Below are 12051 nucleotides of genomic sequence, written 5' to 3'. Positions count from 1 at the left end.
GCAGCGGCGGCGGCACAAAAAATGCCGTTAGAAGAGGCGGTCAAACCTCGCTTCTAACGGCATCGGCAGGAGTCCAAAAACTCTGTCGGAGAAGTCCAAAATCGGAAACCGCGCTACACTCCCTTCGAGACGCCGCTTCGCGGCTCCTGAAGGCGTGAGGCTAATTCCTGATATCATATCAATAAGATAAACCTCATGCTGAGGAGGGCCGAAAGGCCCGTCTCGAAGCATGGGCAAGCGCTCAGCCTTTTTTGGGAAGGAGGCCCCCGGCGGGTTTGGGCGGAACACAAGCCTCCTTGAGAATCGAGAATCACCCTCCTGCCGCTAACCTAGCGCCGAGGGGGCAGCAGCCTATTGGTGCCCTTGGTGCCTTGGTGGTTTCTTCATGCCGCAGGGGGTCACCAAGGCACAATGACACCAAGAGCATGAGCACCCGCTTTCGCGGGAGTGGCGGATGAGACGGCGAAGCAAGAAGGGGCGGCCAAGGACCGCCCCTTCTTCATTGTCAGAACAGGATCTCGCGCTTGCCGGCATGGTTGGCCGGGCTGATGAGGCCCTCGGATTCCATGCGTTCGACCAGACGGGCTGAGCGGTTGTAGCCGATCTGCAGGTAGCGCTGGATGAAGCTGACCGAAACCTTGCGTTCGCGGGCGACCAGCAGCTTGGCGCGCTCGTAGAGGTCGTCTTCCGAACTGGATTCGCCACCGCCTTCGGGACCGGCTGCCGGAACCTCGAACTCTTCCTCGGTGACCGAGTGCAGATAATCCGGCTCGCCCTGGCTCTTGAGGTGGTTGACGATGCTTTCCACCTCGGAATCCGACACGAAGGGACCGTGAACACGGGTGATGCGCCCGCCACCCGTCATGAACAGCATGTCGCCCTGCCCGACCAGCTGCTCGGCCCCCGCCTCGCCCAGGATGGTGCGCGAGTCGATCTTGCTGGTGACCTGGAAGCTGATACGGGTCGGGAAGTTGGCCTTGATGGTGCCGGTGATGACGTCGACCGAAGGCCGCTGGGTGGCCATGATCAGATGGATGCCCGCCGCGCGGGCCATCTGCGCCAGACGCTGGATCGCCGCCTCGATCTCCTTGCCCGCCACCAGCATCAGGTCGGCCATCTCGTCGACGATGATGACGATATAGGGCAGGCGTTCCAGTTCGAGCGTGCGGTCTTCATAGATCGGTTCGCGCGAGGACCGGTCGAAGCCGACCTGCACGCGATGGGTGACCTTCTCGCCCGCCGCCTTCAGCTCGGCGACGCGGGCATTGAAGCCTTCGATATTGCGCACGCCGACCAGCGACATGGCGCGGTAACGGGTTTCCATCTCCCGCACCGCCCATTTCAGGGCCTGCACCGCCTTGTTGGGGTCGGTGACCACCGGGGTCAGCAGATGCGGAATGCCGTCATAGACGGACAATTCCAGCATCTTGGGATCGACCATGATCAGGCGGCATTTCTCGGGCGGCAGGTGATAGAGCAGCGACAGGATCATCGCATTGATGCCGACCGACTTGCCCGAGCCGGTGGTGCCGGCGATCAGCAGATGGGGCATGCGCGCCAGGTCGGCCACGACGGGTTCGCCGCCGATATCCTTGCCCAGGGCCAGGGGCAGATGGCCGCCGGTCTTCTGGAAAGCGTCCGAACTGAGGATCTCGCGCAGATAGACGGTCTCGCGCGTCTCGTTGGGCAATTCGATGCCGATGACGCTGCGGCCCGGCACCACCGCGATACGGGTGGTGATCGTGCTCATGGAACGGGCGATGTCGTCGGCCAGATTGATGACCGTCGAGGATTTGGTACCGGGCACCGGCTCGAATTCGTAAAGCGTGACCACCGGCCCCTGGCGGACCTCCATGATCTCGCCGCGCACACGGAAATTGCGCAGCACGCCTTCCAGCGTGCGGGCATTGCCGGCCAAAGTGGACTCATCGTCCAGGCGGTCGGCGGCGCGCGGCGGCGCGGCCTGCATCAGATGCAGCGGCGGCGGCACATGCGGCCGGGCCGGAAGGTCTTCCCCTTCGTCCTCGCCGTATTCCTCCTCGTCCCCCTGATCGTCCTCGGCGGGGGGAAGATAATCCTCCTCCCCCGCATCCTCTTCATCCTCGTCCTCGGCCGGATATTGCTCCTCGGCCTCATCCCCTTCCCCGGCCTCGCCGTATTCCTCGTCCTCGGCCAGTTCCTCGGGATAATAGCCGCCGGGGGCTTCCAGCAGCGGGTCCTCGTCGAAATCCTCGTCCTCGCCGCGGCGCAGTCCGGCCTCGGCCCATTCCAGACCCGCCACGAAGGCGAAGGCGGCCGCGGCCGCGACGGCTTCGTCGGCCTGGCCGGTACCATAGGCCAAGGTGGCCTCGGCCCGGCCGGGGAAGGCTTCGATATCCCATTCCGTGATGCCGTCCGGCCAGGTGCGCTGGACCAGACGGAAGGGCTTGCCGTTGATGGCGCACCAGAAATTGAATTCCGAGGCCGTCATCGGGGCCACGGAGTCGGAATCGCTACCGGAAAGGATGATGTCGGACATTTGCTCGCCGTCAGGGTTCAAGGCGATAGGCGGCGACCATCACGGCCACCACTTCGCCCTGACTGTCAAAAAAAGGCAGGGCCAGGCGTTCCCAGGTTTCTTCGCGCCCGTTGAACAGCGCCGTATAGACGCGGGCGGCGGGGAAGCGGCTGGCGCGCAACTCGTCATATTCGGCCTTCAGCACATTGCGCTGATGGGCGGGCAGATCCTCGACCGAACGGCCCACCATGTCGGTGCCGAAGGCCGAAGCCAGGGATTCGCCATAATAGAGATAACGGTAATTGCCATCGAGCTGCACCTCGACCAGGACCAGATGATCCAGCCAGGGCCGCAGGACGGCAGGTTCGAGATCGGCGGCCGAGGGGAAGCGCTCGCCTTTGCACTGGTCGAGCCAAGCCCCGTAGAGCCCCTTGAGTTCAGAAGTATGAAGGATAAGTCGAGCCATAACTTTCGACCACTGCCGTTGGGAACCGGGAGTGTAGTCGAGCCCGGCTCCGCGCTCAATGCCTGCGATGTTCTCTTCTTGTTCGAATGTCGAAAAAATCGCGGCGCAAGGTGGGGGAACGGCGGATGAAAAGGGAAAAGACGGAAAGAACGTCACTCAACCGCTATTTTCTGCTGCGCAGCGGACGGGGCCGCCTGGGGCGGCTCGATCCCGGCGGCGCGCATCAGGTCGGACAGGGCCGACAGGGCGGCATTGGCGCGCTCGACGGGCAAGGCCTTGGGATCGTTGTGCCCCCGGGCGCTTTCCTCTTCCAGCACCGCCGTATAATGCTGCCAGGACTGGGTCAGGGCGGCGCGCAGGGCGGCCAGTTCCTGTTCCAGCGCCCGGATATGCTGTTCCTGGCGGCCGCGTTCGGCTTCCAGGTCCAGCGAAGCCTGGACGAGATTGTTGAACTGTTCCTGCAATTCCGCCAGACGCCGGTCAGCGGCGACGCGTTCGGGCGCGCTGCGGTCACGACGGCTATACGAGGCCACGGTGGCGCCGATGCCGTCATAGAACAGGTTGTTGTCGATGGGCAGGCCGCAACTTTCCAGCAAGGGCCGCATATCGGGATTGCGCGCCAGGCCGGTCAGGACACGGGGCACCATGGTCAGGATCTCATGGGCTTCCAACTGGCCGCAGATTTCGACCCAGTTTTCCATCTCGGCCTTACGGCGCAGATTGCCCAGGGCCTGACCGCGCGCCAGGGCCCGTGCCAGCCGTGCTTCGAAAGCTTGTCTGCGGCTCTTCTCTCTCTGTGCCTGATCGCTCATCTCGGGGTCCGGCTGCGCAGGAACTCATAGCCGATTAAGCGCCTTGGCCTTCCATGTCAAGCATGGCGCGGCGGCGCCCGCCCGGAACCGCACCGGACCGTCCGCTGTTCATCCGAAAAAGAGAGAAAGGAGAAAGAAGATGCGCAGCCCGGTGGAAACCGCCGAAAAGTTCCTGCCCGAAGAGCGCGCGGTCGAGGCGCTGCGCCGCGCGGCCGCAGGCTGCACCGCCTGCCCGCTGCACGAAACCGGCACCCAGACGGTGTTCGGCGAAGGACCGGAAACGGCGGTGGTGATGATGGTCGGCGAACAGCCCGGCGATTCCGAGGATCTCTCCGGCCGCCCCTTCGTCGGCCCCGCCGGACGGCTGCTCGACCAGGCGCTGGTGCAGGCCGGAATCGACCGCTCGCGCGTCTATGTCACCAATGCCGTCAAGCATTTCAAATGGGAAGCACGCGGCAAGCGCCGCCTTCACTCCAAGCCCAATGCCCGCGAGATCGAGGCCTGCCTGCCCTGGCTGAAGGCGGAGATCGAAGCCGTCTCGCCCAAGGTCATCGTCTGCCTGGGTGCCACCGCCGCCCAGGCCCTGCTGGGCAAGGACTTCCGGGTGACGCGCCAGAGGGGAAGCTTCGTGCAATCGGCCTATGCGCCCTATGTCACGGCCACCGTCCACCCCTCCTCCATCCTGCGCTCGCGCGGCGACCGCGAGGCCGAAATCGCCCGTCTGGTGGAGGATCTGCGGAAGGTTGCCGACCTGCTGGATTAGATCCCGCTTCGAAAGGCAAGCACTCAGGGGAGGGGTTCGCGGGAGCCGAAGGGGTATGCCTTTCTCGGAATTTCAACTTTTGCCCCTCAACCTTACATTGATGCCTATTCAAGCTTCCGAAAGGGCAGCCAATGGCTTCAGTTCGACCTCTCGCCGACTTGCCTCTCAGCCCCGCTCTTCGCTCTGCCACCCTCCAAGCCCAAAGCCGCAGTCCGGATGATCCGGTAGCCCGAGCCCTCGTCGGATTGGGGCGCCTGCTGGTGGCCGAGTGCCTGTCGGAAGAATGCTTTCGCCGCCGCCGTTTCGATGGCGGCGCCGCGAATGCCGCCGAGATCCTCTCCGGCCCGGGTGCGACGCCGCTGCCGCTGCTGGAACTGCCCTTGGGCGACGGCAACCTGCTGTTGCTGACCAAGGCCGAGCAGCCGGGCCAGCTTCGCCTGATCGTGCATCACGAGGCCTTCGAGGCGGTGGCTGAAATTCCCTTGCGTGGCAGCGAGGGACGCCTGCTCGCCTTCGAGGGCGAGGACATGGCGGCGCTGAACCTGACCGCCTGCATCGCCGAGGCGGTGGCCTCGATACCGGCGAGACGGGACAGCACCAGGCATTAGCAGAGGCGCACGCTTACGCAGAGGGCAAAACATAAAGCAAGCAAGGCGGTCCCGAAGACGGGAAGAGGTGTTGCCAGAGGCCCTGTCTTGGCCCATCCTGCTGGCAAAATGGCTTTACCCGTGGGAGCGTGAACATGGCGCAGGACGATGCCGCCGATAGTTTGTTTGCCCGCCTGCGTGCTGCCTGCGAAGAGGATTGGTGCGCCTTCGTGGAGCATGATTTCGTCCGCCGCCTGGGCGAGGGCAGCCTGCCCGAGGAATGTTTCCGGCATTATCTAGGACAGGACTACCTGTTCCTGATCCATTTCGCCCGCGCCTATGCCTTGGCCGTCTACAAGAGCGAAACCCTGGAAGACATGCGCCAGGCGGCCTCGGGCATGGCCGCCATCCTCGACGAAATGGGCCTGCATGTGCGCTATTGCCAGAATTGGGGCCTGTCCAAGGACGAGATGCAATCCCTGCCCGAAGCCCGCGCCACCATGGCCTATACCCGTTTCGTGCTGGAAAAAGGCATGGCCGGGGACCTGCTCGACCTGCATGTCGCCCTGGCGCCCTGCATCATCGGCTATGGCGAGATCGCCAACCGCCTGAAGCAGGATTTCGGTGACAAGATCGCGTCCAATCCCTATGGAGACTGGATCGAGACCTATGCCGGCGAAGCCTATCAGGACGTCGCCCGCGCCCAGATCGAACAGCTCGACCGGCTGTTCGCGCGGCGCGCCGGACCGGGGCGCATGGACTCCCTTGTCGCGACCTTCCGCACGGCCACCCGGCTGGAAACGGATTTCTGGGAGATGGGGCTGAGCCTCGCCGCGTGATGTCCTTCTTGTTCTTTTCGATTATCGATCTGGTCGCCCTGGCCAGCTTCTTCCTGCTGTGGGTCGGCTTCGGCTATGTGATGGACCGCTCCAACTGGCGGGCCAAATCCCTGTCGGCGGCGATGAACTATCACCGCCTGCGCTGGATGCACCAGATGCTGGAACGCGAGGTGCGCATCCAGGACAGCAATCTGGTCAGCAACCTGATGCGCAGCATCTCGCTGCTGGCCTCGACCTCGATCCTGATCCTGGGCGGCGTGATCGCCATGATGGGCTCGGTCCATACCAGCTACGAGGTGCTGCAGGACCTGCCCTTCACCGTCGACACGCCCCGCGAGGTCTATGAACTGAAGCTGATCCTGCTGGCGACGGTGTTCGTCTATACCTTCTTCCAGTTCACTTGGTCGCTGCGCCAGTTCAATTACTGCTGCATCCTGATCGGCGGCGCCCCCTCCAACACCGCCGACCCCACCACCAAGGCAACCTTCGTCAAGCAGGCCGCTCGCCTCAACGAACTGGGCGCACGCAGCTTCAATTCCGGACTGCGCGGCTTCTATTTCGCGCTGGCCTTACTGTGCTGGTTCATTCATCCCGTGGTCATGATCGCCGCCACGGCCTGCGTCGTCGCCATCCTCTATCGCCGGGAATTCCACTCCCGCACCCGCGCCGCCCTGATGATGGAATGAAGGAAGAAAAAAGGCGTGCTTGCCCCACTGGCCCGCTCTTCCATATAACCGGGCCATGAACTCGCTCGATATCGACAAGAAGCCCAGCCAGACCCGTGTCGTCGTCGCCATGTCCGGCGGCGTCGATTCCTCGGCCACCGCCGCCATGCTGGTCGAGGAAGGCTATGACGTGGTGGGCATCACCATGCAGCTCTACGACCATGGCCGCGCCGTGGGCAAGGGCAATACCTGCTGCGCGGGCAAGGACATCCACGATGCCCGCCGCGTCGCCGATGCCTTGGGGATTCCCCATTACGTGGTGGATTACGAGCAATCCTTCCGCGCCGATGTGATGGAGCGCTTCGCCGACTCCTATGTGCGCGGCGAGACGCCGATTCCCTGCGTGTTGTGCAACCAGACGGTCAAGTTCCGCGACCTGCTGAACACCGCCAATGACCTGGGTGCCGACGCTCTGATCACCGGCCATTACGTCCAGCGCGAACGCGCCCCCGATGGGCGTTCGCTGATGCTGCGCGGGGCCGACCATCGCCGCGACCAGAGCTATTTCCTGTTCGCCACCACGCGCGAGCAGCTGGACTTCCTGCGCTTTCCCCTGGGCGGGCTGGAAAGCAAGGACGTGACGCGCGCCATCGCCGCCAAATTCCGCCTGCCGGTGGCTTCCAAGCCCGACAGCCAGGATATCTGCTTCGTGCCCGACGGCAATTATGCCGGCGTGGTCGAGAAGCTGCGCCCCGGTGCCATCGAACCCGGCGAGATCGTCCATCTGGACGGCACCGTCCTGGGCCGGCATGACGGCATCATCCATTACACGGTGGGCCAGCGGAAAGGCTTGGGCATCGGTGGCGGGCCGCCGCTCTATGTGCTGCGCGTCGACGCCGAGACCCGCCGCGTCATCGTCGGCCCCAAGGAAGCGCTGGGCGTGACGTCGATGCGCCTGCACGGCGTCAACTGGCTGGGCGAACCCGGCGCCCGCGAAGCCCGCGTGGCGGTCAAGGTCCGCTCCACCCGCGAACCGGCCCCGGCCACCGTCCTGCTGGCCGAAGACGGCACCGCCGAAGTCATCCTCGACCATCCCCAGGAAGGCGTCGCCCCAGGCCAGGCCTGCGTTTTCTATCAGGGAGAGTATTGCCTGGGCGGCGGCTGGATCGGCCGTCAGCTTTCGTAAAATTCGTGTTGACAGCCCCTGCCCGGGCGGATATATCAGGCCTCCCAACGCTGAGGCGGAGTAGCTCAGCTGGTTAGAGCAGCGGAATCATAATCCGCGTGTCGGGGGTTCAAGTCCCTCCTCCGCTACCATTATTGCCGTACTTAGTGCCTCGCCCGGCTTACGCTGGGCGAGGTTTACTATTTGGGCCAGGTGGCCATGCAGGCGGAGATACTTCTCTCCCCTCGCCTCTCCAGGGATCACTTCGATATAGGCGACCATTGAGCGGACCAGCTCGACAGCCCGGCGCGTTTGCTCGTCGCTCCCGCGCAGGGCTTCAAGAAGGTTTGCCACCCAGGCTCGCCAGCGATCGGCAGCGCCAGGATGGAGCTCGATCACGGCGGCGTCACCCTCGGTCAGGCGTTTGATCTCAGAGGTGACCTTGTCCTGCTCGGCCTCGAGGTCGATCAGCTTTGCCGCCATGCTGCGCGTGGCCAAGCCTTCGGCGACCATGTCCACGATGTTGGAGATCTGCTTGTCAAGGTCTCCCAGGCGCCGTTCCAGTCTAACCAGGCGCTGGCCATCTTCCTGGCGAAGTCTCTTTCGCTCTTCGTGATAGACCTTCACCGCCAGAGCGATCGCTTCGGGGTCAAGCAGCCGATTCTTGAGTGCCCCCAGGACCCGGTCTTCCAGTTCCCCTACCTTGATGGAGCGGTTGTTACTGCAGGTTCCCGATTCCTTATGGGTCGAGCATCCCATGTAATCGCGCGTCTTGGAGACGTAGGCCCCTCCGCAAACGCCACAACGGACGAGCCCGCTGAAGACATGCTTCGGGCGCCGTGCGACATGGATCGGATATTCGGCATAGTGGGATTTGCGGGCGTGGACCTCTTCCCAAGTCTGGTCATCGATGATCCGTAGATCCGGCACCTCGGCCACCTGCCACTCCTCGGGCGGATTTGGGCGACTGATCCTCCGGCCGGTGTCCGGGTCTTTCATGAAGTGCGTCCGGTTCCACACCATCATGCCGATATAGAGCTCGTTATAAAGAAGCCCGCTTCGGCGGCTACGGTTGCCATTGATGGTCGAGGCGTTCCATTGCTTGCCGCTGGGTGCCGGAATGCCATCGCGGTTTAGACCTGTTGCAATCTCGCGGGCACTTTTACCGGCGGCGTATTCTCGGAAAATGCGACGCACCACGGCGGCCTGGTCGGGATCGATGACGCGGCCGCCGCGGATGACGTTGCCGCGAGCATCGATCTCAGGGACCACGCGATAGCCATAGCTCAAGCCGCCGGCGCTGCGTCCCTCGGCCACGCGGCCGGACATCCCCCGTTTCACCTTGGCAGCCAAGTTGCGGAGGAAGAGCGCACTCATAGTGCCTTCAAGGCCCACATGGAGTTCCGTGACCTCTCCTCCGCCGACCGTGTAGAGGCTGGCGCCGGCAAAGCGGATCCGTTCATAGATATCGGCAATGTCTCGTTGGGACCGAGATAGACGGTCCAGTGCCTCGGTCAGCACCAAGTCGAAACGCTTGGCCTTCGCGTCCTCGAGCAGCTGCAGCGCACGCGGTCGACTGTTGAGGTGACTTCCGGAAATGGCATAGTCCGCATAGACGTCGATGACGGACCAGCCTTGCCGCTCCGCATACTCGCGGCAAAGGCGGACCTGGTCGTCAATTGAACGTTCAGATTGATGGTCGCTGGAATAGCGCGCGTAGATCACGCATCGCATGATTGATTGTCCTGCCCCTGCCGGAATCGAGCTTCATCCGCATCATGGTCGCGTCGGGCCGCTGCGCGCGCAAGCGCGATGATCAACTCAACCAATGGATCATCGGCTTGGGCACCGGACGGTCGAAGGGCTGGGCGCAAGGAACGCATAGCCTATGCAGCTTTATCCTGGCACATAACTGTGAGGCTGGGCAGAATGCCCAACTCTTGGGAGAGTTGATGATGTCTATCATTCGTCAGATATTTGATGCCATGACGCGAAACGCTCATCTCGGGGCATTCTTGTTCTTTGGTGGCGTCCTCGGAATGGTGAGTGCTCACGCTTTCCAAGGAGTGGCCCTTGATAGCGGTATGGCAACTATTGTTGGAGCAGCGTTCACAGCATTGGCTGCTATATTCGGTGCTTTTTGGGTTGCCAATCATCAGGAAAGAGAGTTCCGCCGAGCTTACGCCACTATGCTCCTCGGGGAGATACAACAAGTACACCGCCTGGACATAGAACTCAAAGATATTTATTTTGATGATATTACGTCTATTTCCGAAGTATACGATATACAGCAATTCCACCAGCGTATAATTGAGAACATATCTGCCCTGAATGCTCTCCGCCCTCTCGACCCGAGGATGGGGTATTTTCTCGCAGCAAGATTGGGTGAGGTTATGGAAGGATTGAGAAAGGTGGAATACAGCCTTCGTGTTGAAGGTAGTATTCCAATAAATTATGGGCACTTCGTAGGAGCTCACATGGAGCTTGATTTTGCGATCAACAAGTTGATGGATCATCTCTGGCACCACGTTGACCTAGAACGCATCCGCAACCTCTCCACCGCACGGTAAAATCAAACGCCCTTGGCCGCTTGGCGGCGTTCCATCAGGGTGATGTTGAGGAGAGGCACGCCGGCGTCGGCGACACGCTGCTGGGCGGTGCCCATATCCAGAACCGGGACACCCAGGGCGGAAAGAGCGGCGGCCGCCACATCGCTGGCTGGTCCGTCATCGAGAAGGGCCGAGCGGAACGTCCCATACAGGAAGCCGTCGACAAACAGCCATCGGCCGTTCTCGTCCCTGGACAGGAAGCTGCCGTCAATCTTGAAGGCGCGTGTCGTCTCGTTGCCGTCGACGATCTCGACGTTCAGCAGGTAGCCTCCTTCCCTGACCAGCAGCTTACCAGCGAAGGTGGCTTCCTGACCTTCGGCGGCGGCCGCGCAGGAACTGCACAAGCCGGTGGCGGTCCAATGACAGGGTTCTTCGCCAACCGTGGCGCAGCTGCAGGCGTCGGTACATCCGCATCCCGGGCAGGCCTGGACGCCGATAATGGCGAGATCCGGCAGGCGCAGGAGATCGGGCAGCAGACCATGATCGGCAGCAATCATCTTGGCCGCATGGGCGCCTTCGTGGGCGGCGGCGATATAGCCCTGCAGCGGGGCCAGGCCCCGGTCTTCGCCCTCGGCGCCGATGACGGAAATCAAGGCCGCGATCCCGAAGGCCCGCTGTGCCTCTGCGGGCAGGCTGTCCCAGGCGGCGGCAGCATCGAATCTGTTCATGGCTTATTTCTCCCGTTCGAAGATCCAGCACTTCACCGTCTTGGGATTGCCGTTATGGGCTTCGATGGCGCTGTTCACGGCTTTGATGCCGATGAAGCGGCGGCTGCGGCTGGTCTTGAGGTGCTTTTTCAGATCGGAGAGCGCCGGGAGCGGCTGGTTATTCATGCCGGCAAGGCGCTGCATGTAATTGAGGTTGATTGCGATCACGTTGGGGTCTCGGCTGTGATTCGCCGCGTGGTCGCCCAAGTAGTCGTAGAAATCCCAGAACTCCTCGACGATCTGGTGGTCGGCGCCGATCGCGCTCTGGCGTTGGATGGCGGCTTCACGCAGGGCCAGTAGGATTTCGTCTCGCCAAGCAGGCGGCATCTTGATCAGATCCGCCAGGGCGAGGGTCAGGGCCATAAGCTGGCCGTGGTTCTTGCCGATACGCTGCAGCCGGATCTCGGGCAGGCGCATCAATTCGGCCTCGAAGCGTGGCGTTTCCTTCCGGACCGTCTCCATCACGGCCCGTTCAGCCCGCGTGGCCATGATCAGGAAATAGCTGACGGTCTCGACCGGCACCGAGGCCAGGGCATCGGCGGCGGAACGGCTGTCAGCAGTGTGACCCGACGTGTCGAAATGGACATGGACGATACGCTGCATGATCGCCTCGGAGGCCTTCACGGCAGCGTTCTGGCTGATCAGGATCGAGCCCCGGAAAGGCGGTTCGTTGGTTTCGTTGCCGCCGTTATGCACGCCGGTCGCCCGGCTGGGTCGCCCGTTATAGGCGGTCTTTAGTTCGTCCCAATCGAACTGCTTGGCCTTCGCCGTATCCTCGCGGTCGCTTTCGATCAGCGACACGGGCAGGTTCGCCACCTGGGACATGTTGCGCGAGCGTGCGGCCTGGGTGGATTTGTTGGGGTCGAAGCCTTCGTAATCGGTACGGCCGACCAGCTTCCAGAGGAATTCGATCAGGGTCGATTTACCGGCGCCGGCCTCGC

11 protein-coding genes, 1 tRNA gene and 1 pseudogene are annotated in these 12051 nt (G+C 62.7%); 7 read left to right on the top strand and 6 right to left on the bottom strand.

What is annotated here, in order from left to right; genetic code table 11:
* Nucleotides 1-505: 505 nt before the first annotated feature.
* The 3 genes from EPD66_RS22950 to EPD66_RS22940 all read right to left on the bottom strand — a co-directional run bounded on the left by EPD66_RS22950 (nucleotide 506) and on the right by EPD66_RS22940 (nucleotide 3775).
* The gene (locus EPD66_RS22950) at nucleotides 506-2518 is read right to left on the bottom strand and encodes a DNA translocase FtsK (RefSeq protein WP_142850895.1); all 2013 of its coding nucleotides are present in this window, start codon (nucleotides 2516-2518) and stop codon (nucleotides 506-508) included.
* A 10-nt stretch (nucleotides 2519-2528) separates the two neighbouring features.
* A complete protein-coding gene (locus EPD66_RS22945) occupies nucleotides 2529-2963 on the bottom strand; it encodes a PAS domain-containing protein (RefSeq protein ID WP_142850894.1) in 435 nt (144 codons plus the stop codon).
* 152 nt (nucleotides 2964-3115) lie between these two features.
* On the bottom strand, nucleotides 3116-3775 hold the full coding sequence (locus EPD66_RS22940; protein WP_142850893.1) for a hypothetical protein: 660 nt from the start codon (nucleotides 3773-3775) through the stop codon (nucleotides 3116-3118).
* A 43-nt stretch (nucleotides 3776-3818) separates the two neighbouring features.
* On the opposite strand from EPD66_RS22940, the gene EPD66_RS22935 reads away from it, so the two are divergent.
* The 6 genes from EPD66_RS22935 (at nucleotide 3819) to EPD66_RS22910 (ending at nucleotide 7946) form a co-directional block, all read left to right on the top strand.
* A complete protein-coding gene (locus EPD66_RS22935) occupies nucleotides 3819-4538 on the top strand; it encodes a UdgX family uracil-DNA binding protein (RefSeq protein WP_255448622.1) in 720 nt (239 codons plus the stop codon).
* A gap of 245 nt (nucleotides 4539-4783) precedes the next feature.
* Nucleotides 4784-5146, top strand: coding sequence for a hypothetical protein (locus tag EPD66_RS22930; RefSeq protein WP_142850891.1), 363 nt, complete (start codon nucleotides 4784-4786; stop codon nucleotides 5144-5146).
* Nucleotides 5147-5280: 134 nt separating this feature from the next.
* On the top strand, nucleotides 5281-5964 hold the full coding sequence (gene tenA / locus EPD66_RS22925) for a thiaminase II (protein WP_142850890.1): 684 nt from the start codon (nucleotides 5281-5283) through the stop codon (nucleotides 5962-5964).
* Entirely contained in the window at nucleotides 5964-6650 is a 687-nt protein-coding gene (locus EPD66_RS22920) for a DUF599 domain-containing protein (protein ID WP_142850889.1), read from the top strand. Before tenA ends, EPD66_RS22920 begins: the two co-directional genes overlap by 1 nt.
* Nucleotides 6651-6705: 55 nt before the next feature.
* Nucleotides 6706-7815: a tRNA 2-thiouridine(34) synthase MnmA gene (mnmA, locus tag EPD66_RS22915; RefSeq protein WP_142850888.1), complete on the top strand. Its 1110-nt coding sequence runs from the start codon at nucleotides 6706-6708 to the stop codon at nucleotides 7813-7815.
* A gap of 54 nt (nucleotides 7816-7869) precedes the next feature.
* Nucleotides 7870-7946, top strand: a tRNA-Met gene (locus EPD66_RS22910).
* Here the strand turns inward: EPD66_RS22910 and EPD66_RS22905 are convergent.
* Nucleotides 7903-9528, bottom strand: coding sequence for a recombinase family protein (locus EPD66_RS22905; protein WP_142850896.1), 1626 nt, complete (start codon nucleotides 9526-9528; stop codon nucleotides 7903-7905). The two genes, EPD66_RS22910 and EPD66_RS22905, sit on opposite strands and share 44 nt — an antisense overlap.
* A 2-nt stretch (nucleotides 9529-9530) precedes the next feature.
* Between EPD66_RS22905 and EPD66_RS22900 the strand changes: the two genes are divergently transcribed.
* Nucleotides 9531-10364 (top strand): hypothetical protein, encoded by an 834-nt coding sequence (locus EPD66_RS22900; RefSeq protein WP_142850887.1) that lies wholly within the window; start codon nucleotides 9531-9533, stop codon nucleotides 10362-10364.
* Nucleotides 10365-10366: 2 nt separating this feature from the next.
* Here the strand turns inward: EPD66_RS22900 and EPD66_RS22895 are convergent, their stop codons facing one another.
* Together EPD66_RS22895 and EPD66_RS24190 are read right to left on the bottom strand one after the other, a co-directional pair.
* Nucleotides 10367-11071: a hypothetical protein gene (locus EPD66_RS22895; RefSeq protein ID WP_142850886.1), complete on the bottom strand. Its 705-nt coding sequence runs from the start codon at nucleotides 11069-11071 to the stop codon at nucleotides 10367-10369.
* 3 nt (nucleotides 11072-11074) lie between these two features.
* Nucleotides 11075-12051 (bottom strand): annotated as a pseudogene (locus EPD66_RS24190) (bifunctional DNA primase/helicase); the annotation flags it as partial.

It is taken from the genome of Telmatospirillum sp. J64-1, from assembly GCF_006980715.1.
In the GTDB taxonomy this organism is placed as follows: Bacteria; Pseudomonadota; Alphaproteobacteria; order Rhodospirillales; family Magnetospirillaceae; genus Oleiliquidispirillum; species Oleiliquidispirillum nitrogeniifigens.
This window is presented reverse-complemented; position numbering and strand designations above follow the sequence as displayed.

Coding starts and splice junctions, on each gene's coding strand:
- mnmA (WP_142850888.1), top strand. CDS start 6,706: ATGAACTCGCTCGATATCGACAAGAAGCCCAGCCAGACCCGTGTCGTC.
- EPD66_RS22945 (WP_142850894.1), bottom strand. CDS start 2,963: ATGGCTCGACTTATCCTTCATACTTCTGAACTCAAGGGGCTCTACGGG.
- EPD66_RS22895 (WP_142850886.1), bottom strand. CDS start 11,071: ATGAACAGATTCGATGCTGCCGCCGCCTGGGACAGCCTGCCCGCAGAG.
- EPD66_RS22940 (WP_142850893.1), bottom strand. CDS start 3,775: ATGAGCGATCAGGCACAGAGAGAGAAGAGCCGCAGACAAGCTTTCGAA.
- EPD66_RS22950 (WP_142850895.1), bottom strand. CDS start 2,518: ATGTCCGACATCATCCTTTCCGGTAGCGATTCCGACTCCGTGGCCCCG.
- EPD66_RS22920 (WP_142850889.1), top strand. CDS start 5,964: ATGTCCTTCTTGTTCTTTTCGATTATCGATCTGGTCGCCCTGGCCAGC.
- EPD66_RS22905 (WP_142850896.1), bottom strand. CDS start 9,528: ATGCGATGCGTGATCTACGCGCGCTATTCCAGCGACCATCAATCTGAA.
- tenA (WP_142850890.1), top strand. CDS start 5,281: ATGGCGCAGGACGATGCCGCCGATAGTTTGTTTGCCCGCCTGCGTGCT.